The sequence below is a fragment of the Klebsiella sp. R445 genome, assembly GCF_051131755.1.
In the GTDB taxonomy this organism is placed as follows: domain Bacteria; phylum Pseudomonadota; class Gammaproteobacteria; order Enterobacterales; family Enterobacteriaceae; genus Klebsiella; species Klebsiella lignicola.
On the sequence record NZ_CP180446.1, the window covers coordinates 448,008 to 470,233 of the forward strand.

Sequence of the window (22,226 nt, forward strand, 5' to 3'; positions counted from 1 at the left end):
ATAGTTAGAGCGCGACTGGATTTACATCCTTAACTGCAACGTTTTTTAGTTTTCGTATAATTAAAATGGTTATGATTCCGCCAATTAGCATAACGATACTTAAATATAACATCGGTGCCGCATCATTTTTTTCTAAATCACGCACAAGGGGAATCGTGTTTTGTGCGAAAAAGCCACCAAGGTTTGCCAGTGAGTTAATAATGGCGATACCAGCTGCTGCCGTTGTTCCTGAAAGGAACTTAGTCAAGTTCCAAAAGCAGGGCTGAATAGCAAACACAGACAAGACCACACCACAAATACAGATAAAGCTAACGACCGGTTGTGTGAAGGTCCATACCGAAAGCAACAGGCATATCGCAGCAGTGAACATAGGCAGTGCGACATTAATATAAGGGTTCTCGGTGCGTTCCGGTTTACTGGTGATCCAGCGCAACATCACGATGACCATCGCCCATGGGATCATATTCACCAGGCCATTCATCATATCCGTGGCACCGAATGTTTTAACAATGGTTGGCATCCAGTAACTGATACCATAGGCGCCGAAGCAGATGAAACCATATACCAGTGCGAGAGACAGTACCCGCCAGTCTGTCAGAGACTTACCTAAGCTATTAACTGATTTATCGGTATTCGCATGCTGTTCGGCATCGAGCTTGTTTATCAACCAACGCTTTTCTTCGTTATTTAAGAAACGCGCCTGCTCGGGACCTTGCGGAAACCATAGTAACACTGGAGCAATGAGCAGAATGGCAAGCAACCCGGTAGCCAGAAATAACCATTGCCATCCTTCAAGGCCCATAAATCCATGCATGCTAAGCAGTGAACCATTAATAGGGGCGCCAATCATATTCGCCACCATACTTGCCGTGACTAAAAAACCAACGATCCGTGGGCGATATTTTAAAGGAAACCACTTAGTAGAGTAATAAATTAGCCCTGGATAAAAACTGGCCTCGGCAATGCCAAGGATGAAGCGTAACGCATAAAACGTCGACATATTCTCAGTCCACGCCAGCGCCATGGTAATAACTCCCCAGGACAACAGACTAAGGGTAAACCAGAGTCTTGCGCCTACCTTTGACAAAATCAAGTTGCCGGGGACGCTAAAAATTAAGTAACCAATAAAAAATAGTGATGCGCCAAGGCCAAATGCAGCTTCGCTCCAGCCCAGGCTGTCCACCATTTGTAGTTTGGCAAAGCTAATATTTTGCCGATCGATATAAGCGACGATGTACATCAAAACCATTAATGGAACTAGTTTACTAGTCGTTTTTGTTACGATAGTTTTTTCTAAATCACTTTTTCTATCCAGGGACTGTTGTTGTATTGAGTCACTCATAACACCTATTTCCCGTAAAAAGTATAAAGTGGGATACGCACTATCACGTCATGAGAGCAGAGTACGTGCGTATCGTCCTGGAGAAATTTCCTCTTTAGGTTAGTCAGAATCTCCTGCAAATCTGACATGTCACAAATGTACCAGCCATTTTTTGTTTTGCGATTGAGTATGTCACCAACTGTGATCTTCATGGCGTAAAAAGGCTATAGTTAGCCCATTTCATGAGATATTCATCACATTTAATTTTCTAGAATCTACGAAACTGAAATGTCAGATTTGGACTGGAATCTATTGGATGTTGATCCAGGCAGTCGAGGGACATAACAAATCAGGGATGACATGCTGATATTCAACTTCGGCAGTAACAAAGCGGAATAGTGGCCGTGAGACGAGCCCATCGATTTGAGTTGCTTTACCGCGGCAGATTAATGAACCACGTTCATAAGGGCATGCCCCTGCGCCTACTTACCGCCTCCTGCGCTAGCCGCTATGCTGAACACATCGACAGCGCCAGAGGCCGACTCTTCGGCCACTGGCGGTCTGGTTACCGCAATTTCCTTGGTATCAGGAGTGAAGATGAAAGACGTGATTGTTGTTATCGGCAGCGGCGCCATCGCGCAGGCGATTGCCCGTCGTGTGAGCGTGGGTAAACATATTCTACTGGCGGACATTCAGGTCGGGAACGCGCAGCAGGCAGAAAATACCCTGTCCCGTTCCGGGTTTGAGGTCAGTCTTACCACGGTAGATGTCCGTTCACGCCAGTCGATACAAGAGCTGGTGAAAACCGCCTGCGCGCTGGGGGAGGTCAAAGGGATTATTCACACCGCCGGATTATCGCCTTCCCAGGCCACAGCACAGGATCTGCTGCGGGTGGATTTATACGGGAGTGCCGTGCTGTTTGAGGAGTTTGGTCAGGTAATTGCGCCAGGTGGTTCCGCGGTGGTGATTGGTTCGCAGTCCAGCCATCGCCTGGCCGTTGATGCTCTGACGCAGGCGCAGGCCGACGATCTGGCGGCTTTGCCGCCAGAGGCGCTGCTCGAGATGCCGCTGGTCAAAGCGATCGACGACAGCCTCTATGCATACCAGATATCTAAACGCGGTAATGCGCTGCGCGTGATGGCGGAAGCGGTGAAGTGGGGCAAGCGCGGGGCGCGCATTAACTGTATCAGCGCTGGTATCGTCTTTACGCCGCTGGCCTATGACGAACTTAACAGCCCGGAAAGGGGCGCCTTCTATCGCGATATGCTGGCAAAATCCCCGGCTGGCCGTGGGGGCACGCCGGATGAAATCGCCGCCCTGGCGGAATTTCTTTTTGGGCCAAATGGCACCTACGTCACCGGCAGCGATCTGCTGATAGACGGTGGCGCCACGGCGGCTTACAAGTACGGTGAATTGCGCCCTCAGTAAGTTTACGGATCAACCTCATATTGATTCAGCTCTGGCCATGCCCGGAGCTGGGTTAACCCCGCATATCAAAGCGCGTTTTTTTAAAATCGCGATACACCTCCGGATTAGTAAAGCTCGGGTATGTAGCTTTTCTGGCTGCAGATTTTAGCGCTTCACAATAGGTTTTATTACCGTCGCTGGTTGAGATGCTTAAAGCCGTACCATCTTTAGCAAATTCAATATGCAACCAGCACTTTTTCCCTTTCCAGCGTTGCGGGTCTTCCAGCTGGGCATCAATGGCTGCTTTGATGGCTCGCGCCTGGGCCCCCCATTCATCTTGATCATCCCAGCGTCCTGAACTGCAGCTACCTGTTGCCGTAGTTTTATGGCACCCGGAAGGATGCAATGGCGCGCATCCCGTTGCCAGACTGACCAGAATAGCCAGCAGTAAGACTTTTTTAACCATATCACCGCTCCCTGTATGTGCATTGTTCCTGGACTACAACCGTTTGAGGTCCCGCAAGTTTACTCTCATTCGCGCTGCTTCTACTGCCAATAAATACTCTCCGCAACCTAAAAGTGAGGGGGAGCATTCAGGCCGTCGGTCAGAACTCACAGCACTGTCTTATTTTGGTGCCCCACTGAAATTTCCCTGCATCATGATGATGCAGTCCGTCTGCGAATAAGACGGCGACACTGTTTTTATATCATTGATAGTAAACAGAATAATCAATGGCATGCTTTATGCTTATCTTTGTAAGAGTGACGATAACGGTTTTCACTATTTCAGGCAAATGAAAGGGGGCGGGTTTCGTGTAGGTGAAGTAACTATTGCCACGATCGGCTATTTAACAAGGAACAATGCTGATGCATAAACTCATAAAAAACTACGAAGCCGATGTCTATTTCGACGAGCTGATCGACCATGAGGGTAATCCCCGCCTTTCCGCACAGCGATTGATCCAATGCCTTGATTCACTGCCGCCGGACGAACTGGAGAAGCGTCGTCTGACGGCAGAGGCGACAATTCAGGAAATGGGCATCAGTTTTACGGTGTATACCGATAAAGGCAATATCGACAGGATCTGGCCATTCGATATTATTCCGCGCACCATTGATGCCAAAGACTGGGCGGTAGCTGAAACCGGCCTCAAGCAGCGTCTTACCGCCCTGAACCGCTTTATCAATGACCTCTACAACGAACAGCTGTGCATCAAAGACGGCATCATTCCCGAATATATCATTAAGGAATCGAAAAATTTCCGCCCCGAATGTGTCGGTATGTCGCCGCCGTATGGCGTATGGGCGCATATTTGCGGCACCGATTTAGTCCGGGATGAAACCGGGCAGTTCTACGTCCTGGAAGACAACCTGCGGGTTCCCTCCGGTGTCTCCTATATGCTGGAAAACCGCGCCATTACCAAGCGCGTCCTGCCGGAACTGTTTGAAAGTGACGATATCAAACCGATTGACGCCTATCCGGCACAGCTGCTGGAAACGCTGACGGCCCTGTCGCCGCGGCAGATTGAACGTCCGGAAATCGTGGTGCTGACGCCGGGGATTTATAATTCCGCCTACTTCGAGCATGCCTTCCTGGCCCAGCAAATGGGGGTTGAACTTGTAGAGGGCGCCGATCTGTTTGTCGGCGACGACGACTGCGTCTACACCAAAACGATCTACGGCCCGGAGCGGGTAGACGTTATTTACCGCCGCATTGACGATATGTTCCTCGACCCGGAAGTCTTCCATCCTGAGTCGGTCCTCGGCGTGCCTGGCCTGATGCGGGCCTGGAAAGCCGGAAACGTGGCCCTGGCTAACGCGCCTGGCGCCGGGGTGGCGGATGACAAGGTGGTCTATGCGTATGTCCCGGCCCTGATCCGTTACTATCTCGACGAAGAGCCGATTCTCCCGAATGTCGAAACCTTCCTCTGCCAGAATGATGACCACCGCGAGTACGTTCTGCAGAATCTGGATAAGCTGGTGGTCAAACCGGCCAACGAATCTGGCGGTTACGGCATGCTGGTCGGGCCGCACTCGACCAAAAAAGAGCAGCAGATGTTTGCCGAACTGATCCAGCAAAATCCGCGAAATTATATTGCTCAGCCGACGCTGAAGCTTTCCACCGCACCGGCGCTCATCGCCAAAGATTATCTCGAGCCGCGCCACCTTGATTTACGCCCGTTTATTTTGCAAAGCAAAGAGACCTACGTGACGACCGGCGGCCTGACGCGGGTAGCGATGAAAAAAGGCTCATTAGTGGTGAACTCATCGCAGGGCGGTGGCAGTAAGGATACCTGGATCGTGGAGAGCAAACGCAAATGAACATGCTATCAAGAGTTGCGGCGCGCCTGTACTGGAGCGCGCGTTATCTGGAACGCGTGGAGAATATCGCGCGGTTAGTCAGTGTGTATGACGACCTGCTTTACGATCTGCCACGCGATATCGCCGTTTCCTGGTATAACCTGATCGAAATTAACAGCGGCGTCGCCTTGTTCAGCCAGCGCTATAAGATTAAAGACGAACGTAATGTGCTGAAGTTTCTGCTGGCCGACGAGAGCAACCCCGATTCGCTGCTGTCGTCATTAAAAATGGTGCGTGAAAATATCCGAACCAGCCGCGATGTGGTGCCGGGCGAAATGTGGGAGCTGATTAATGAACTGGATCTCTATGCCAGACAGAACATCCGCCTGGGGATCAATCGCTCTGAACGGCATACCTATCTTAATACCGTGATTGAAGGCTGCCAGAAAATTATCGGCCTGCTGACCGGGTCGATGAGCCGCGATGCCGGCTGGCATTTTCTCAATATGGGGCGCTATCTGGAGCGCGCCGATATGAACACCCGCATTCTGGACGCCGCGAACTCGCTGATGATGCAGGCGCGTGAAGAAGAGAGCATCAAGCTAGGCCAGGTGGTGTGGTCTAAGGTGCTCAAATCGCAAAGCGCCTATCTCAGCTTTCGCCGGGTGATGCGCTGTTCGATTAAAGGCTCGCTGGTGGTCACGCTGCTGCTCACCGATGGGCATTTCCCCCGTTCGCAGCGCTATTGCCTGCAGCAAATCAAGCTGGCCGCCGCTGAACTGCCGCGGGCGTCGGCCGTTTCCGATCACATCGACAGTCTTCTGCTTGCAACCCGCGGCGTCGATAATTCACACGATCTGAACCGCGAATTCAGCCTGTATCTCAATGAGGTTCAGCTTAGCCTGATCGCGCTTCATCACCTGATTACCGATAACTGGTTTCATTTCCTGCAAGGAGATGCCGTATGACCATCCGGGTTGCGATTCAACATACTACGACGTACGAGTTCGATCGCTTGATCAACGTGGCACCGCATATTTTGCGCCTGCGGCCAGCGCCTCATTCACGTACCCATATTCATGGCTACTCGCTGAAAGTGACGCCCGAAGACCACTTTATTAACTGGCAGCAGGATCCGTTCGGTAACTATCAGGCGCGGCTGGTGTTTCCTGAAAAAATGAAACGCCTGGAGTTTGCGGTGGAGGTGATCGCGGACATGACCGTGATTAACCCGTTCGACTTCTTTATCGAAGAGTATGCCGAGCATTTTCCCTTTGCGTATGATGCCCTGATGCAGGAAGAGCTTGCGCCGTATCTGAAGATAACCGAACAGAGTCCTGAACTGGACGCGTGGCTGGACAGCGTGGATTGCGAGGAAATGGTGCCCATCGTGACCTTCCTGGTACAGCTCAACAGTCGGCTGGCTAACGAAATTGACTATGGCATTCGCCTGGAGCCGGGGGTGCAGAGCTGTCAGGAAACCCTGATGTTGCAAAAAGGCTCGTGCAGGGATACCTCGTGGCTGCTGGTGCAGATACTGCGTCATCTGGGACTGGCAGCGCGCTTTGCCTCCGGCTATCTGGTGCAGCTGACCGCCGATGTCAAAGCGCTCGACGGTCCGTCAGGCCCGGAACAGGATTTCACCGATCTGCACGCCTGGTGTGAAGTCTATCTTCCCGGCGCCGGCTGGGTGGGATTGGATCCAACCAGCGGCCTGTTCGCTGGCGAAGGGCATATTCCTCTAGCCTGTACGGCCGACCCGCAGTCTGCGGCCCCGATTACCGGCGCAACCGACCCGTGCGAATGTGAATTCAGCTATACCAACATTGTTACGCGCATTCATGAAGATCCGCGAGTCACGCGGCCTTACAGCGAAGATGAGTGGCAGAACATTAATGCGCTGGGACGCGCCGTTGACGTTGAGCTGCAGACCAACGATGTGCGCCTGACCATGGGGGGCGAGCCGACATTTATCTCCATCGACGATATGGATTCTGCGCAGTGGAATACCGAGGCGCTGGGTAAGGACAAATTACGTCTCGCCAAAGATCTGCTGCTGCGGCTAAAAGCGCAGTTCAGTCACGGGGGACTGCTGCACTACGGTCAGGGCAAGTGGTATCCGGGGGAGGAAGTCCCGCGCTGGGCATTGGGATGCTTCTGGCGCACCGACGGCGAGGCGCTGTGGCACGACCCGGAACTGCTGGCCCGCGTCGATCAAGATTACGGTCACGACATCGCTGATGCGCAGCGCTTTGGTCAGGCGCTGTGTCGGCAGCTAGGCGTTGATAACGGCTATCTGCAACCCGCCTATGAAGATACGCTCTACTATCTGTGGCTGGAGCGCGGGCTGCCGGAAGGAGCCGACCCGAGGAAGGCCAGGCTCGATGATGACCTTGAACGGCGACGGCTCGCCAGTTTACTGAGCCGCGGTATAGAAAGCGCGACGGGCTACATTCTGCCCGTTGCGTTTGCGGATCAGCAGTGGCGGAGTAGCGCCTGGCCAATGCGCGGCGGGCTGATTACGCTGATCCCCGGAGACAGCGCCATGGGCTACCGTCTGCCGCTCAATTCACTGCCGGCACTTACCGAAGATGAACGGGTTATCGACCGCGATCCGTTCGAGCCGCGCGAACCGCTGCCGGTCTGTGCGCAGGGGGATGCATCGGCCACCCCCGTTGTCCGACAGGCTCTACAGCAACAAAAATCGACGGCTAATGGCAGCCAGAGCGTGGTCCGCACCGCGCTGTGCCTCGAGCCGCGCGAGGGCAAGCTCCATCTGTTCCTGCCGCCAGTCACTCATCTGGAGAATTATGTCGCCCTGATCCACGCCGTCGAGGCGACGGCCAGCGCGTTGCAGCTCCCGGTGGTGATTGAAGGTTATGAGCCACCGAAAGATCCCCGCTTGCAGAAGCTGCTGTTGACGCCCGATCCCGGGGTTATCGAGGTCAATATTCACCCGGCCAGCCACTGGGATGAGCTGGTTCATAATATCGAAACGCTGTACGAGCAGGCGCACCAGACCCGCCTGGGAGCCGAGAAGTTTATGCTGGATGGGCGCCACACCGGTACCGGAGGCGGTAACCACGTGACCCTGGGTGGCGTGACCCCGGCCGACAGCCCGGTGCTACGGCGTCCCGATCTGCTGCGCAGCCTGGTGACCTACTGGCAACATCATCCCGGCCTGTCGTACTTATTTTCCGGGATGTTTATTGGCCCCACCAGCCAGGCGCCGCGTCCTGATGAAGGGCGCGACGAAGTGCTCTATGAAATGGAGATCGCCTTCCAGAATATGCCGGAAGGGCTGGTTGATACGCCATGGCTGGTGGACCGACTGATGCGCAACTTGCTGGTGGACGTCACCGGGAATACCCATCGCTCAGAGTTTTGCATCGACAAACTGTACGCCGCGGGCAGCAGTAGCGGCCGTCTGGGGCTGCTGGAGTTCCGTGGCTTCGAAATGCCGCCGCACGCCCGTATGTCGCTGGTGCAATTGCTGCTGCTTCGCTGTCTGGTGGCGCGTTTCTGGAACGAGCCGTATCACAAGCCGCTGGTCCGTTGGGGCACCCAACTGCACGATAAGTTTATGCTGCCGCATTACGTCTGGCAGGACGTCAAAGAGGTGGTGGATGACCTGCAGCGGCATGGCTATCCGTTTAAACTGGCGTGGCTGCTGCCGTTTGAAGAGTTCCGTTTTCCGCATTATGGGCGCCAGCAAATTGATGATATCGAGCTGGAGCTTCGCTGGGCCATCGAGCCGTGGCACGTGCTGGGCGAGGAAGTGACGCTGTCCGGAACCTCGCGCTATGTGGATTCCTCCGTCGAACGCATTCAGGTACGCCTGTCGGGGTTGACCGAAGGCCGCTACGTGCTGGCGTGCAATGGCCGCCGCGTGCCGCTGCGGGCGACCGGCAGGCAAGGGGAGATGGTGGGGGCGGTTCGTTATCGCGCCTGGGCGCCGCAGTCGGCGCTGCATCCTACGCTGGGGGTTAATACGCCGCTGGTGTTTGATTTGATCGATACCTGGAACGGGCTTTCCATTGGCGGTTGTAGCTATCGCGTCAGCCATCCTGGCGGGCGTAACTACGACACGCGACCGGTTAACAGCAATGAAGCCGAGGCCCGGCGGGTCAATCGCTTTTGGGATCATGGCTTCACCCAGGGGGCGTTGATCCCTCCGCCGGCCTTCAGCGCGCTCAGGACATTCTATGAGCACGAACAGGTTCCGCGCCCGATGGCTCCGCCTGCGGAAGAGCCTGGCGACGAATACCCGCATACGTTGGACCTTCGCAGGAAGTCTACTAGGATTTAGTTTTGAGCCGGGTAATCAGCATACATGACAGCTTCTTTTTCTGAATCAAGCGCGCCGGCCTGTGAGCCGGCCTCTTTCTCTGTCGGGAATGTGCCGACAGCCATCTATAACGAAGCCTGCGATCTGACGAACACCTTCCGCCCGCACTGGGCGGAGGTGATCAACAGCGTCAGCGAGATGGGTGTGGAGGGGATGGAAAACCGTCTTCGCCAGGCCCAGCGTATTTTGCGCGATGATGGCGCGACCTATAACCTCAATGGCGACCCGCTGTCGCCGAACGTCTGGGCGCTGGATATCATCCCGACGCTGCTGGCGGAAGAGGAGTGGTCCTGCGTGGAGCGCGGACTGGCACAGCGTTCACGGCTGTTCGATCTGATGCTGAAAGATCTCTATGGTGAACAGCGGTTGCTGAAAGACGGGATTATCCCGTCGGAAATTATCTTTTCTCACCCCGGCTTTCTGCGCCAGTGCCATGGCATCCGCCTGCCAGGGGCGCATAATTTGATTTTCCACGCGGTCGATGTGGTGCGCGGTGGCGATGGTCAGTTTGTGGCCATTGGCGATCGCACCCAGGCACCGAGCGGCACCGGCTACGTTCTGGAAAACCGTATCGCCGTTTCCCGCGTGCTGCCCTCGCTGTTTCGCACCAGCCATGTGCGGCGGCTGTCCGGGTTCTTTCATGCGCTACGCCATACCCTGGCGAGCCTCGCCAGCCATAAAACCGATACCCCGCGCATTGTGGTTCTGACGCCCGGCGCCTACAGCAGCACCTATTTTGAACATGCCTATCTGGCGAACTATCTCGGTTTCCAGTTGGTGCAGGGCGGCGACCTGACGGTGCGTAACGGCAGAGTCTGGCTGAAGTCCCTGAATGGCCTGTCGGAAGTCGATGTGATTTTGCGCCGGATGGATGATGCTTACTGCGACCAGACGGAACTGCGCGCCGATTCGCGACTGGGGGTGCCGGGGCTGCTTGAAGTGGTGCGCAACGGCAATGTGGTGCTGGCAAACCCGTTGGGCTCGGGAGTGCTTGAAGCACCGGCCCTGCTGGCGTTCCTTGCGGACATCAGCCAGTATCTGCTTGGTGAACCGCTATCGATCCCCACGGTGCAAACCTGGTGGTGCGGACGGGCGGAAGACCGCGATTTTGTGATTAGCCACCTTGAGCAGCTGATCATCAAACCGGCTTACCGCAGTTTTGACAGCAAAAGTATCTACGGCCATTGCCTCGATACGGATAGCCGCCAGCAGATTATTCAGCAGATCTCTGCCCGCCCGCACGATTACGTGGCTCAGGCCTATGTTCCGGGATCGCACGTTCCGGTCTGGGATAATCAGCGCATTGAGTATCGCCCGACGATTTTCCGCGCATTTACCGTCGCCACCGAGGAAGGGTACTGCGTGATGCCCGGAACCCTGTCGCGGGTCGCCGAGTCAGCGGAGGCGTTTATCGTCAGCGATCTGTCCGGCGCGCGCAGTAAAGATACGTGGATACTCGGGGAAAACGTCGATACCGCGCAGCCGACGCTGACGGACTCTCTGCCTCGCGATGAGGGGAATCTGCCAAGCCGGGTGATCGAAAACCTGTTCTGGTTTGGCCGCTATGCGGAACGCGCGGAGATGAGCCTGCGTCTGATCCGTATCCTGTTCAAGCAGCTCAACGGCGTTGAGTATTTTATGCCTGAAAGCCGCGACATTCTGTTGGGGGCGCTATCTGCGCTTACCGGAACGTTGCCAGAAAGCGACGCCCCCGACGACCTCAATCATGAACTCGCGTCGCTGGTTTGCGATGGTCAACGCACCGGCTCCATCAAGTTTAATATCCTCAATATGCTGGCCTGCGGCGAGCAGGTCAAAGAGATGCTCTCGGCCGATACGCGGATCATTATCAATGAATTACGCGATTATATTCGCACCGTAGAGGTTGCCTATCAGGACGGGTTGCCGGAGCTGCCGGAAGAGTCGCTGGATAATCTGGTGACCTCATTGCTGGCGTTATCTGGGCTGAATCACGAAAGCATGCTGCGCGGGATGGACTGGCGGTTCCAGGAGATTGGCCGTCGTGCCGAGCGGGCGCGCCTGACCGCCATTCTGCTGAAGCACACGCTGACCCCTGCGGTGCCGGGTCTACAGCAACAGCAAATTCTGGAATCGGTGCTGATGAGCGTTGAGGCGCTGATTTCTTTCCGGCGTCGCTATCGGGGGCAGATGAATATCATTTCTGGCCTGGATTTATTAATGCTGGACGGGACGAACCCGCGTTCGTTGATTTATCAGATCGATCGTCTGCGCAAATATCTCCTCGATCTGCCGCGCCAGGAGGCCCAGACCTCCAGTCTGACGTCAGATCTGCGGCCGATCATTAAATCCCTGACGGATATTCAGCTGGCTGAAGTGGAAGTGCTGGCACAGGTCGATGAAAGCAGCGGTGAGCGTTTGCAACTGGATGCCCTGATGACCCAGATAATCAGCCAACTGGAGCAATTCACAACCTTGTTGAGCGACAAGTATTTCGATCACGCCGACGGGCCGCAGCAACTGATTAACGCGCAGTGGAAGACTGATCTATGAAATATCGGGTACGACACCTTACCAGGTACCAGTACAATTCGCCGGTGACGTTATGCTACAACATGACGCACCTGTTGCCGCGTAATACCGCCAGCCAGCGCTGTTTACAGCGGCGGATCACCGTCACGCCGATGCCGGTTTATCAGAACGAGGGGTGTGATTATTTCGGCAACCAGACCTTTTATTTCTCGATTCAGGTGCCGCACGACACGCTGACCATTGAGATGGAAAGTGAGTTTGAGATTGACGAAATCCACCACGCGGATCTGCTGCAGAGCCACGCGCTGACCTGCGGTGAATATCGATACCTGCTGCATGCCAGCCCAACGGCGGACCTGCGCATGGCGAAAGAGTATGTACTGGATTCCGGGTTAATCCGTCATTCAGAACGGCTGGCCAGCTATGCGGCTGATCTGTTCCACGACGATGCCCCGGTGCTGCAGGCCGCAATGGCATTGACCCATCGCATTTTTACCGAGTTTACCTTCGACCCAGTGGCGACCAGCGTTACCACGCCGCCCGAACAGGTCTTAGAGGAGAAGCGCGGCGTCTGCCAGGATTTTGCTCATCTGGCGATCGCCTGCCTGCGTTCCGTCGGCTTACCCGCGCGTTATATCAGCGGCTATATTGAAACCCTGCCGCCAGAGGGGCAGGAAAAATTGGTCGGGACCGATGCGTCACATGCCTGGTTTGCCATTTTTATCCCTGACAGCGGCTGGCTGGAGTTTGATCCGACCAACGATCTCATGCCTCAGGGGCAGCATATCGTGACCGCGTGGGGCCGGGATTATGCCGATGTCACGCCGCTACAAGGGGTGATTTTCGATGGCGGGGCAACGCTGGCGCTGGAGGTGGCGGTAGATGTCCAGCGTCAGGAGTTTTCTGGCTGAATGAAACTGCCCCTCTGTACAGAGGGGCGAGTTGCGAGCTGGTTTAGTGTATTACCTGCGACAGGAACGCCCGGGTACGTTCTGATTTCGGGTTGGAGAAGAACTCCTGCGGTGGTGCCTGTTCGACAATTTCGCCGCGGTCCATAAAGATCACTCGATCCGCCACCGTGCGGGCAAAGCCCATTTCATGAGTGACGCACAGCATCGTCATGCCATCTTCTGCCAGGCCAATCATGGTATCGAGCACCTCTTTGACCATCTCCGGATCCAGCGCGGAGGTTGGCTCATCAAACAACATGATCTTAGGCTTCATGCACAGGGAGCGGGCAATCGCCACGCGCTGCTGTTGGCCCCCGGAGAGCTGCCCTGGGAATTTATGCGCATGTTCGGCGATTCGGACGCGCTGCAGATAGTGCATGGCCAGAGCTTCTGCTTCTTTGGTCGGCATCTTGCGTACCCAGGTCGGCGCCAGGGTGCAGTTCTGCAGCACGGTCAGGTGAGGGAAAAGGTTAAAATGCTGGAATACCATGCCGACTTCGGTACGAACGCGCTCAATGTTGCGGACATCATCGTTGAGATGAATGCCATCAACGACGATACGCCCTTGCTGGTGTTCTTCCAGGTGGTTGATGCAGCGGATGGTGGTCGATTTACCCGAGCCTGAAGGCCCGCAAAGCACAATGCGTTCGCGCGGCTTCACTTGCAGATTGATATCTTTTAATACGTGAAACTGGCCGTACCATTTATTCACATTTTCGAGCGAAATCATCATTGCGTCAGCAGAATTAGTCATTGTGTGTGTCATGTAAAACCTCAGTGCGATTTACGCCCGGTGTGAAAGCGCTTTTCCAGATACTGGCTATAGCGCGACATGCTAAAACAGAAAATCCAGTAGACCAGGGCGGCAAAAACATAGCCCTCTGTCGACATCCCCAACCAGGTGGGGTCAACTGTGGCCTGCTGTACGCTACTGAACAGGTCGAACAGGCCGATGATGATCACCAGGCTGGTATCTTTGAACAGCGCAATAATGGTGTTGACCAGCCCGGGGATGGTGAGCTTCAGCGCCTGGGGGAGGATGACCAGCATCTGGGTTTTCCAGTAGCCCAGCGCCAGCGATTCCGCCGCCTCATATTGTCCTTTAGGGAGCGCCTGCAGGCCGCCGCGCACCACTTCGGCAACATAGGCCGACTGGAACAGGATCACCCCGACCAGGGCACGCACCAGCTTATCGATGGTGGTTCCTTCGGCCATAAACAGCGGCAGCATTACCGATGACATAAACAGCACGGTGATCAGCGGCACGCCTCGCCAGAATTCAATAAAAATCACCGACAGGGTGCGCACCACCGGCATGGTTGAGCGTCGCCCCAGCGCCAGCAGGATCCCCAGCGGCAGCGCCCCGGCAATCCCGACAGAGGCGATAATCAGCGTCAGCGTCAGGCCGCCCCACTGGCGGGTCTCGACGCGCTCAAGGCCGAAAAAGCCGCCGTACATCAGGAACCAGACCACCAGCGGATAGGCCACCGCCCAGCAGGCGATATAGCGGCCCCGACGCGGCATCGATTTGATGAACATCGGAATGATGGACAGCAGACCAATGACCAGTGCGAGGTTGATGCGCCAGCGCAGTTCATGCGGATACAGGCCATACATAAACTGGCCAAAGCGGGCGTGGACAAACACCCAGCAGGCGCCTTCTTTGGTACAGTCGGCGCGGGTGGTTCCCAGCCAGTTGGCCTGGAAGACCAGCCAGTTCAGTGCGGGTGGAATAACGCTCCAGATAATCCACAGGCACAGCAGGGTTAGCAGGGTGTTGGTCCAGCTGGAGAGCAGATTTTTACGTGCCCAGGCCCAGGCTCTACTCGCCGGGTTGGTCGGCACTGGCGGTGTTTCATGTGAGGTCACAGACATAGTCATTACGTTCTCTTAACGCTCAACCAGCGCGATTTTGCGGTTGTAGAGGTTCATCAGCAGCGAAATTAGCAGACTGATAATCAGGTACACCGCCATGGTGATGGCAATGGTTTCGATTGCCTGACCGGTCTGATTCAGTACCGTACCGGCAAACAGTGAGACCATATCCGGGTAGCCGATTGCCGCCGCCAGTGAGGAGTTTTTCACAATGTTGAGGTACTGACTGGTCAGCGGCGGAATGATGACCCGCATCGCCTGCGGGATGATCACCTGACGCATGGTCACGGGGTTCGGCAAGCCTAACGAACGGGCCGCTTCACTTTGCCCGTGAGGGACCGACTGAATGCCGGAACGGATCACTTCGGCAATAAACGACGAGGTGTAGATCGATAGCGCCAGCGTCAGCGACGCCAGCTCCGGGATCATCACGAAACCGCCGCGGAAGTTGAAGCCGCGCAGCTGCGGGACATCCCAGTGGGTGGCGGCACCAAACAGCAGGTGGGCGACCAGCGGGAAGACGATGATCATCCCGGTGGCCAGCGGCCAGGTCCGGCGCATCTGGCCGGTCTTCAACTGATGTTGGCGGTTGTAATGGCGCAGGCCAATGCTGCCAGCGATCGCCAATCCAAGGGCAATCACGAACGGCCAGCTGCCGGGCGCCCAGGTGGGCCAGGGGATATACAGCCCGCGGTTGCTGACAAAGGCCAGGTCGAAGGCGCTCAGTGCTTCTCGCGGGCCGGGTAAATTACGCAGCACCGCGAAATACCAGAAGAATATTTGCAGCAACGGCGGGATATTACGGAAGGTTTCAATATAGATAGTCGAGAGCTTGCGCAGCAGCCAGTTATCTGACAGCCGTGCCAGGCCGATAAAGAACCCGAGTACGGAGGCAAAAACAATACACAGCGCGGAAACCAGCAGGGTGTTGGTTAACCCCACGAGGAACACGCGCGCGTAGGTATCACCTTCCGAGTAATCAATCAGATGCTGGACGATGCCGAACCCGGCACTACGATCAAGAAAACCAAAGCCGGAGGTAATACCGCGGTTGGCCAGGTTGATCACCGTGTTATGGATCAGATACCCCACGACAACAAAGACGGCCACAATGGCGGCTATCTGGTAAAGCCAGGCGCGAACCGTAGGATTACCGAACGAAAAATCCCTTTTTACGGTTGGGCGTTGAGACATGATGAAACCTCAATCAAAAAAGCGCATTGGGTACCGCAGGGTGCGGTACCCGACTGGAAACAGAATTAACGTACCGGCGGGGCGTACTGGATGCCGCCCTGGTTCCAGAGCGCATTCTGGCCACGTGCGATTTTCAGCGCGCTGTCTTTACCCACGTTGCGGTCAAAACTTTCCTGGTAGTTACCGACTTGTTTGATAATGTTGAACGCCCATTTGTTGTCGAGCTTGAGGTCTTTGCCGAAGTCACCTTCCGCGCCCAGCAGGTGCGCGATGTCCGGGTTGGACGGTTTCGCCGCAATCTGCTCGACGTTTGCCGAGGTAATACCCATTTCTTCGGCGTTCAGCATGGCGTACAGCGACCATTTGACGATGGTGAACCAGTCGTCATCACCACGGCGTACCACCGGGCCCAGCGGTTCTTTCGAAATCACTTCCGGCAGGACGATAAACTCATCCGGTTTGCCGAGCTTAATACGCAGCGCATACAACTGAGACTGGTCGGAAGCCAGCGTATCGCAACGGCCGCTGTCGAGGGCTTTCGCGGATTCGTCAGAGCGATCGAAGGTCACCGGGGTGTATTGCATTTTGTTGGCTTTGAAGTAGTCCGCCACGTTCAGCTCGGTATCCGTCCCGGCCTGAATGCAGACGGTGGCACCATCCAGCTCTTTCGCGCTTTTGAGGCCGGCTTTTTGGTGGGTCAGGAAACCGATCCCGTCATAATAGTTGACCCCGGCGAACAAGAATCCCATCCCGCCATCACGTGACGACGTCCAGGTGGTATTGCGGGACAGAATGTCCACTTCGCCGGATTGCAGGGCGGTGAAGCGCTCTTTGGCCGTCAGCGGGGTGTATTTGACCTTGCTGGCGTCGCCAAACACCGCGGCGGCCGTCGCCCGGCAGAGATCCACATCAATACCGGTGAATTTGCCGCTTGCATCGGCATAAGAGAAGCCCGGCAAACCATCACTGATACCGCACTGAACAAACCCTTTTTTCTTAATTGCATCCAACGTGGTGCCAGCATGCGCTTGCTGCGCGACAGCGAACAGAGACGCGGCGGCAACCAGAGTGGAGAGCATCATTTTTTTCATAAAGCATCCTGTATGGAGAAATCGTGTTGTTATGTGGTTGTGTGTGCATTTAATCGTACGTTTTTTTTACTGTGTCGGTCTGCCACGTCGATAAAGGCAATTTTGATGCCATCTTTTTATCTTGATGAAACATATGGAAATATTTATTTATCGACTGAAGTACCCAGAAAGTGACGGATATTCCCGAGCACCAAAAAGGAACAATACGAGCCGTTAGCGTCAAAAAAGGTGCAAGAGTTTCACAAAAACAAAGCACGGCGTTCATCCAGGCTGAGTAGCTACTGAAATGTTGTATTGACGATCGCTACGGCGTTGGAGCCTGGCTGTTGCGGCCTTGAGCGCTATCTGTTTGCGGGAATAGGGAAGGGATCGCCCACGGGCGGAAGAGATGCAAAGGAAAAACCACATATTATGTGATGCAACTATCGCCAGCATGATGACGACAACTGTTTCATCCGGGCATCATTAGATTTCTGTATTTTGGTAGAAAAAATAAAACAGAGTAATGTTGAGCGGGTTTAAAAATACTATTTCGCTGTTTATTTTGCACCGCCGAGGGAGTGCATTTATGCCTGTAAACGTGGGGATCTATATTTTCGATAATGTTGAAGTGCTCGATTTTGCCGGGCCTTATGAGGTCTTTACCTGTGCCTCCCGGGTACATCGGGGAGAACCGGCGCGGTTTAACGTCTTTACGATCGGCGAAACGCAGGACACCATCCATGCACGCGCCGGCCTGAAGCTAACCCCGGAAGTGACAATCGACAACCACCCGCCAATCGACTGCCTGATAATTCCCGGAGGCGTTGTTGATGCAGAGCTGAAAAAGGACGCGGTCATTGCCTGGATCCGTCAGCAGTCCTTAACCACGACGATAACCGCTTCCGTGTGCACGGGAGCGTTTTTACTCGCGAAGGCCGGTATGTTGACTGATAAATCGGCCACCACCCATTGGGAAGATATCGCCGATTTGCGTGCCATGTTCCCGCAGCTAGCCGTAAAAGAGGGCCTGCGTTGGGTTGATGAGGGGTCGATTGTCTCTTCAGCGGGTATCTCGGCGGGTATTGATATGTGTCTGCATTTAGTTGAACGCCTGGCTGACAGAGCACTGGCGGAACGGACCGCGAAACAGCTGGCGTTTGACTGGACCGAGAATACAGCAGGGAGCTGAGGTGTTGAAGAGAACGAAAGATGCGCCCGCAGGCGCATCTTTCGTTCTATGCCCCTTGGCGATAGCGAACAGTCATTACAGTTATTTTCTGGAAATTTCACTTTTTGCCATTTCGTTAAAAAGCATAATATTCTTAAAAATAAAAGCGTGCAGTTTTAATGATCGAATAAATAAATATTTTAAGACATTCATCCATATCGTGTGAATTGCTCGCTGTAATGTTTTAGCGTTATCTCCATAATAATCATTGATTTGATTTTTGAATGTTAAGTCAACCTCGGCACTAACATTTGAAGATTACCTGGATTAGTTGATTGATAAAATACGGGCAGAATATAAGCTAGTAAAACATCAAATTTGCAGCTCGCCAGATATTCTGGCTCGATCACCATTGCAACCAGCAATGTAAGTTACTTGTCTGTCTTCATACTGCGCGTTTGATGTTAACTCATTGTCTATTAATATGTAATCAACCACAAGGCAATCACTTGCTTTGCCCGTATCATTGTATGGTGATTGCAATTATTTAATATTCCCTGGAGATAAGTCATGCGTTCTGAAGATATTAAAGAAAAAACACTTGCCTGGTTTAACTACATTACCGGGCCTGCAAACAATGACGATGTATTTATGAGGAGCTCACAGGATATACTTGTTATGAATCCTGCGATAGCAGCTGCAACGCAAGAGTATATTGATGGAAATATTCACGATAGTAAGCTATTCAACACACCATCATCAGCCCCCCAAACCATTAGATCGCGAAAGCTACACGCTGAACAATAATAGCGACAGTAAATTTGCTAATTGGGTGGCGTATAAAATAACTAAAGCCAGCCAGGCAAGCGGACGGCCAAGAGACTGGAAACAGGATCCTGCATTACCTACAACTGATACGTTACCCCCAGATGCCTATATAAATGCAAATGCACTTCTTGGGGTAGATCGCGGACACCAGGCACCATTGGCTGGATTGGGGGGCGCGTCAGACTGGCAATCCCTTAATTATCTGTCGAATATTACACCACAAAAAGCGGACCTCAATCAGGGAGCCTGGGTAAGGTTAGAAACCAAAGAACGCGAATTGGCCAACCGAAGTGATGTTACTGCAGTTTATTCAGTAACGGGGCCGCTTTTCGAAAGGCATATTGCGACGTTACCTGCGGATCCTTTGGTTGAGATTCCTAGTGCTTACTGGAAGATTATTTTTATCGGCGTCAGTCCTGATAAAGGGCAGTATGCGGCTTTTTTGATGGATCAAACCACGCCGAAAAGCGCCAACTTTTGTGATTACCAGGTTACCGTAGATCTGATTGAGAGCAAAACAAATCCGAAACTGACTATTTGGTCCTCGCTACCAGCAAAAGTCTCAGCCTTGATCAAAGCGACGAAAGGAACTTTAGCTAACGAGATGGGGTGTTCCGTAAGCACATCAATCTGAATAATGTTTATCAGGCAATGTCCGCCTGTCTATAGGTACCGACTGCACGACGCAGGGAAGATACCGGTCGATAGATCCGGAGTCGGTACATATCGAGTCGAGAATCGAGAGAAATTCCGGTGCGGTGTTCATCCTACAAAAGTATTGAGCAAGAGATTGTAGCTCAATAAAGCCATGGTGATTGTCCTGTGGAAATCGTGCATTTTGGCTATAGGTCCATTGGTGCGCATAATGTATATTATGTTAAATAGGCTGTAAAGGTTAATGAAGCACCCTTTATACAGGCGATTTCTCAATGCCCTTGCTAGCATCCAATTCATCGCCTTCATGCAGTGGCAAAAATGATTAGCGCTTCCCTTCCCTGTAGCCACTGCAAATCTGGCCACAGCACAGCAATCACGTTCTGATGAAATTATCGCGCATCCTGCTCGTTTCAATGTTCGCCGGTATAATCGCTCACGGAATCGTTGTCACGTTTACTAAGGTTCCGGACAACCGCAGCAAAAATACCTGGAAGACACATCCCCAGTAAAATAAGGCTCCCGCCCAGTAAGACCCTGGCAGGCAATATCTCGTGTAGTAACCAGACGGCAAAAATGGCTGAAAACACTGGCTCAAGATTGTAAATCAGTATTGCGCGTGTCGGCGTGGTGAAACGTTGGTAGCGAGTCTGAACCCAGAACGCTAGCACTGTTGAGAAGATTGACGTCACCACAAGTGTAAATATCAACCCTCGATCCCACGTGGCTGGTATTGGCGGCTCACTCCTGCCAAACTGAATAAATATGATTAATACCGCCATCGTGGCAATTTGCAAAAAAGTCAGTGATAAGTTGTCGTGATGGGCACTAAATCTGTCGAGAGCCAGAATATGTATCGCAGTGAATACCGAGCCGATCACCACCAGTGTATCTCCCCACTGAAGTTGCCAGCCGTTAATATCAGACATTATATACAAGCCAGCTACCCCAAAAAGTGTCGCCAGTACGGCTTCATATGAAGGTAACTTTCCCGTTAATGGCCCGGATAATAACAGCACCCATATGACACTCAGACCCGCCAGAAATCCGGTGTTAGATGCAGTAGTCATCTGTAGCCCGAAAATCAGGAAGAGGAATGCCGCACCCAGTAGCATGCCTAAAAGAATCCCAACCACGAGCGTTTTTCCTGACATCGATCTCATTCTTCTGATGCTAAAAGGCAGTATCAGCAATGCTGAAAGTAGAAAACGTAATCCCAGTACCATCAATACCGGATGCTCGTTAACGGCTTGTTTCATCGCAGGAAAACCTATTCCCCACCCTGCCGCAACGCAAGCCAGCCACAACTCTGCAACCCTGCGCTTATTAAAGAATGTATCCATGCCCTTCCCCTTAAACTTTGAGCGACAGAAACCACATTTCCTTTCACTCAGAGAGTGATGCACCCCAGCCTGTCCGACTGGGGTGACATCGTTAAGCTGTTGCTAAATATTCTTATCGAAGAAAACGTCTAACTTTTGCACTGCCTGATCAACGTATTTAGGCACCCAGTAGGTCTCAATATGGGTGGCGCCATCGATCAGGAACAGCTCTTTGTCCTTCGTTCCGGTCGCTTTCGCGAACGCCTCTTCGGTCATATACAATGTATCCGCTTTTGTGCCGGCAATCATCAGCAGTGGTTTATTGATGAGATTGATATGATCGGTCACGTCAAAGTTCATCAAGTCCAACAAGCTGCTGGTAGTGTATTTAAACGTTGAATTCGGGTGTGCGTGCGTTTTCCAGTAGTACTCATAGCCCTGCCGATATAAGGCAAAGGGCAATTTGGCGATCTGTTCGTCTGTCAGGTTTGCATCGCCGGAATAAAGCACTTCGCCGCCGGCAACTTCCTGAGCGCGGGCATCAGAAGCCTGCTGAAGCCGCTGCTGGATAGTATCCAGCTGTGAATCCTGCATGCCATTGCGCCGTACCAGACCTGAGTTAAACATGCTGATGGTTGCAATCGATTTGAATCGTTTATCCGTCTCGGCGGCCACCAGTGAATACCCGCCGCCTCCGCAGATACCCAGCAGACCGATGCGGGAAGTATCAACGCCCGGATACTGGCTAATGTAATCAGCCATGCCGTGAACATCCTCAATGCGATTAGCCGGTTTATCCACACTGCGAGGTATCCCCCCGCTTGCACCCTGATAAGCCGCGTCGGCGGTAATCGTGATGTACCCCTGCCCGGCGAGGCGCTGGGCATATAAACCCGCGACCTGCTCTTTTACGCCACCATTAGGATGTGCAACCACCACGGCAGGGTATTTTTTGACAGGATCGTAATTCGCAGGTGTATAGACATTCGCCGCAATCTGGATGCCGTGCAGATCGTATTTCACCGGATGGATGTTGACCTTGCCTTTGACGTTCTCAGTGATGGCACCGTCATAGACCAGTGTGAAGGGATTTTTCTTGTAATCAGCCGCATTGACTGACGTCACTCCGGCTATTGCCGTGAGCAGTATTGCACTTAAAAGACTGAACTTCATTGTATCTCCCGTTAATTGTCAGCCTGGCCATGCATGCCAGCAGAATTAAATTTGCCGACTCAGGTTAGGGATATAGCGCTGTCAGCAACGTGACAGTGAAA

The 22,226-nt window shown here is 53.5% G+C and carries 16 protein-coding genes; 8 read left to right on the plus strand and 8 right to left on the minus strand.

Annotation, left to right across the window (positions count from 1 at the left end; all coding sequences use genetic code 11):
* Window positions 1-4: 4 nt before the first annotated feature.
* Entirely contained in the window at window positions 5-1,342 is a 1,338-nt protein-coding gene (locus ACMYSN_RS02125) for an MFS transporter (RefSeq protein WP_462496823.1), read from the minus strand.
* A gap of 576 nt (window positions 1,343-1,918) precedes the next feature.
* Here ACMYSN_RS02125 and ACMYSN_RS02130 point away from each other — a divergent pair.
* Window positions 1,919-2,749 (plus strand): SDR family oxidoreductase, encoded by an 831-nt coding sequence (locus tag ACMYSN_RS02130; protein WP_462496824.1) that lies wholly within the window; start codon window positions 1,919-1,921, stop codon window positions 2,747-2,749.
* 52 nt (window positions 2,750-2,801) lie between these two features.
* Here ACMYSN_RS02130 and ACMYSN_RS02135 read toward each other — a convergent pair whose 3' ends face one another.
* The gene (locus ACMYSN_RS02135) at window positions 2,802-3,194 is read right to left on the minus strand and encodes an energy transducer TonB (RefSeq protein ID WP_462496825.1); all 393 of its coding nucleotides are present in this window, start codon (window positions 3,192-3,194) and stop codon (window positions 2,802-2,804) included.
* A 401-nt stretch (window positions 3,195-3,595) separates the two neighbouring features.
* Between ACMYSN_RS02135 and ACMYSN_RS02140 the strand changes: the two genes are divergently transcribed.
* The 5 genes from ACMYSN_RS02140 to ACMYSN_RS02160 are packed head-to-tail and all read left to right on the plus strand — an operon-like array spanning window position 3,596 to window position 12,799.
* Window positions 3,596-5,050, plus strand: a complete 1,455-nt coding sequence (locus ACMYSN_RS02140; protein WP_462496826.1) for a circularly permuted type 2 ATP-grasp protein — start codon at window positions 3,596-3,598, stop codon at window positions 5,048-5,050.
* Entirely contained in the window at window positions 5,047-5,997 is a 951-nt protein-coding gene (locus ACMYSN_RS02145; protein ID WP_199733665.1) for an alpha-E domain-containing protein, read from the plus strand. Before ACMYSN_RS02140 ends, ACMYSN_RS02145 begins: the two co-directional genes overlap by 4 nt.
* On the plus strand, window positions 5,994-9,338 hold the full coding sequence (locus ACMYSN_RS02150) for a transglutaminase family protein (protein WP_462496827.1): 3,345 nt from the start codon (window positions 5,994-5,996) through the stop codon (window positions 9,336-9,338). Before ACMYSN_RS02145 ends, ACMYSN_RS02150 begins: the two co-directional genes overlap by 4 nt.
* 24 nt (window positions 9,339-9,362) lie before the next feature.
* Window positions 9,363-11,909 carry a circularly permuted type 2 ATP-grasp protein gene (locus ACMYSN_RS02155; protein WP_462496828.1) on the plus strand — a complete coding sequence of 849 codons (2,547 nt, stop codon included), beginning with the start codon at window positions 9,363-9,365 and terminating at the stop codon, window positions 11,907-11,909.
* Window positions 11,906-12,799: a transglutaminase family protein gene (locus ACMYSN_RS02160; RefSeq protein WP_462496829.1), complete on the plus strand. Its 894-nt coding sequence runs from the start codon at window positions 11,906-11,908 to the stop codon at window positions 12,797-12,799. The genes ACMYSN_RS02155 and ACMYSN_RS02160 overlap by 4 nt, the downstream gene beginning before the upstream one ends.
* A 43-nt stretch (window positions 12,800-12,842) precedes the next feature.
* Here the strand turns inward: ACMYSN_RS02160 and ACMYSN_RS02165 are convergent, their stop codons facing one another.
* From ACMYSN_RS02165 to ACMYSN_RS02180, 4 genes are all read right to left on the minus strand, one after another.
* The gene (locus ACMYSN_RS02165) at window positions 12,843-13,604 is read right to left on the minus strand and encodes an amino acid ABC transporter ATP-binding protein (RefSeq protein ID WP_123754371.1); all 762 of its coding nucleotides are present in this window, start codon (window positions 13,602-13,604) and stop codon (window positions 12,843-12,845) included.
* A gap of 8 nt (window positions 13,605-13,612) precedes the next feature.
* Window positions 13,613-14,713, minus strand: a complete 1,101-nt coding sequence (locus ACMYSN_RS02170; protein ID WP_462496830.1) for an amino acid ABC transporter permease — start codon at window positions 14,711-14,713, stop codon at window positions 13,613-13,615.
* A 15-nt stretch (window positions 14,714-14,728) separates the two neighbouring features.
* Complete coding sequence (locus ACMYSN_RS02175) at window positions 14,729-15,907, minus strand: amino acid ABC transporter permease (RefSeq protein WP_462496831.1); 1,179 nt, start codon at window positions 15,905-15,907, stop codon at window positions 14,729-14,731.
* Between the two features lie 65 nt (window positions 15,908-15,972).
* A complete protein-coding gene (locus ACMYSN_RS02180) occupies window positions 15,973-16,998 on the minus strand; it encodes an amino acid ABC transporter substrate-binding protein (protein WP_426616995.1) in 1,026 nt (341 codons plus the stop codon).
* Between the two features lie 568 nt (window positions 16,999-17,566).
* Here ACMYSN_RS02180 and ACMYSN_RS02185 point away from each other — a divergent pair.
* Complete coding sequence (locus ACMYSN_RS02185; protein ID WP_462496832.1) at window positions 17,567-18,169, plus strand: DJ-1/PfpI family protein; 603 nt, start codon at window positions 17,567-17,569, stop codon at window positions 18,167-18,169.
* A gap of 697 nt (window positions 18,170-18,866) precedes the next feature.
* A complete protein-coding gene (locus ACMYSN_RS02190; protein ID WP_462496833.1) occupies window positions 18,867-19,610 on the plus strand; it encodes a DNA/RNA non-specific endonuclease in 744 nt (247 codons plus the stop codon).
* 433 nt (window positions 19,611-20,043) lie between these two features.
* Here ACMYSN_RS02190 and ACMYSN_RS02195 read toward each other — a convergent pair whose 3' ends face one another.
* Window positions 20,044-20,973 carry a DMT family transporter gene (locus tag ACMYSN_RS02195; RefSeq protein WP_462496834.1) on the minus strand — a complete coding sequence of 310 codons (930 nt, stop codon included), beginning with the start codon at window positions 20,971-20,973 and terminating at the stop codon, window positions 20,044-20,046.
* A 102-nt stretch (window positions 20,974-21,075) separates the two neighbouring features.
* Window positions 21,076-22,125 carry an alpha/beta hydrolase gene (locus tag ACMYSN_RS02200; RefSeq protein ID WP_462496835.1) on the minus strand — a complete coding sequence of 350 codons (1,050 nt, stop codon included), beginning with the start codon at window positions 22,123-22,125 and terminating at the stop codon, window positions 21,076-21,078.
* Between the last annotated feature and the right edge of the window lie 101 nt (window positions 22,126-22,226).

Coding starts and splice junctions, on each gene's coding strand:
- ACMYSN_RS02125 (WP_462496823.1), bottom strand. CDS start 1,342: ATGAGTGACTCAATACAACAACAGTCCCTGGATAGAAAAAGTGATTTA.
- ACMYSN_RS02130 (WP_462496824.1), top strand. CDS start 1,919: ATGAAAGACGTGATTGTTGTTATCGGCAGCGGCGCCATCGCGCAGGCG.
- ACMYSN_RS02135 (WP_462496825.1), bottom strand. CDS start 3,194: ATGGTTAAAAAAGTCTTACTGCTGGCTATTCTGGTCAGTCTGGCAACG.
- ACMYSN_RS02140 (WP_462496826.1), top strand. CDS start 3,596: ATGCATAAACTCATAAAAAACTACGAAGCCGATGTCTATTTCGACGAG.
- ACMYSN_RS02145 (WP_199733665.1), top strand. CDS start 5,047: ATGAACATGCTATCAAGAGTTGCGGCGCGCCTGTACTGGAGCGCGCGT.
- ACMYSN_RS02150 (WP_462496827.1), top strand. CDS start 5,994: ATGACCATCCGGGTTGCGATTCAACATACTACGACGTACGAGTTCGAT.
- ACMYSN_RS02155 (WP_462496828.1), top strand. CDS start 9,363: ATGACAGCTTCTTTTTCTGAATCAAGCGCGCCGGCCTGTGAGCCGGCC.
- ACMYSN_RS02160 (WP_462496829.1), top strand. CDS start 11,906: ATGAAATATCGGGTACGACACCTTACCAGGTACCAGTACAATTCGCCG.
- ACMYSN_RS02165 (WP_123754371.1), bottom strand. CDS start 13,604: ATGACACACACAATGACTAATTCTGCTGACGCAATGATGATTTCGCTC.
- ACMYSN_RS02170 (WP_462496830.1), bottom strand. CDS start 14,713: ATGTCTGTGACCTCACATGAAACACCGCCAGTGCCGACCAACCCGGCG.
- ACMYSN_RS02175 (WP_462496831.1), bottom strand. CDS start 15,907: ATGTCTCAACGCCCAACCGTAAAAAGGGATTTTTCGTTCGGTAATCCT.
- ACMYSN_RS02180 (WP_426616995.1), bottom strand. CDS start 16,998: ATGAAAAAAATGATGCTCTCCACTCTGGTTGCCGCCGCGTCTCTGTTC.
- ACMYSN_RS02185 (WP_462496832.1), top strand. CDS start 17,567: ATGCCTGTAAACGTGGGGATCTATATTTTCGATAATGTTGAAGTGCTC.
- ACMYSN_RS02190 (WP_462496833.1), top strand. CDS start 18,867: ATGGAAATATTCACGATAGTAAGCTATTCAACACACCATCATCAGCCC.
- ACMYSN_RS02195 (WP_462496834.1), bottom strand. CDS start 20,973: ATGGATACATTCTTTAATAAGCGCAGGGTTGCAGAGTTGTGGCTGGCT.
- ACMYSN_RS02200 (WP_462496835.1), bottom strand. CDS start 22,125: ATGAAGTTCAGTCTTTTAAGTGCAATACTGCTCACGGCAATAGCCGGA.